The organism is Georgenia thermotolerans, assembly GCF_009193185.1.
GTDB lineage: Bacteria > Actinomycetota > Actinomycetes > Actinomycetales > Actinomycetaceae > Georgenia > Georgenia thermotolerans.
Genome location: NZ_VUKF01000113.1, coordinates 1 through 827, shown reverse-complemented (window position 1 = coordinate 827; position 827 = coordinate 1). Strand labels below are relative to the sequence as shown.

General features: G+C 82.0%; 1 pseudogene. It reads right to left on the bottom strand.

The features are described 5' to 3' along the window. Positions 1-827 (bottom strand): annotated as a pseudogene (locus GD970_RS21955) (helix-turn-helix transcriptional regulator); the annotation flags it as partial.

Here is an 827-nt window from a genome sequence, read left to right as displayed (position 1 = left end):
GGCCCCCTCGGCGAGCAGCGCCCGCGCGTGCTCGGCGGCGGCGGCCGCCCACGCCTGGCCGGTGGCGCCGGCGAACCCGGCCAGGCCCGCCGCCCATGCCTCCGCCGCGGCGGTCTCGCCGGCCCGCAGCGCCGCCTCGACCCGGTCCACCCCGGCGGACCGCACCAGCGGGCCGTAGCTCATCGCGGCGAGGTGGCGGTGGGCGGCGGCCGGATCCGGGGTGCGCAGCGCCCGCGCCCAGCGCACGACGTCGCGCAGCATGCCGCCGAGCGTGCCGACCGGCTCCCCCGCCAGCGCCGGCTCCACCGCCGGCAGGAGGGCGTCGTAGGCGGCGTCGTCGCCGCGCAGCGCGGCCAGCAGCAGCAGCGTCGCGCGCGGCATGGCGGCCAGCACCGGCTGCCCGGTCTCCTCCCCCAGCGCCAGCGCCTCGCTGGCCCGGGCCTCGGCGGTGGCCCACTGCCCGGTGACGACGTCGCCGGCGGCCAGCCGGGTCAGGGCGTACAGGACCAGCACCATCGCGCCGGAGTCGCGGGCGCGCGCGAGCATCCGGCCGTGGTAGTCGGCGCCGACCTCGTCGTCGCCCAGGTGCATGGCCGCGACGGCGAGGTTGGGCAGCAGGTCCTCGTCGTCCCCGTCGGCGATCCGGGCCGCGGCGAACAGCGGCCGCAGGACGTCGGTGGCGGCGGCCCAGCGGCCGGCGGCGGCGTGGTCGAGGCCGGCGGTCAGCTCGGCGAGCCACCGGTCCCGCGCGGGGTCCCCCGGCCCGGGCGCCGGGGCGACGGTGGCGGCCTCCGCGGCGTCGACGTCCGCGCCCGCGCCGGCGAGCG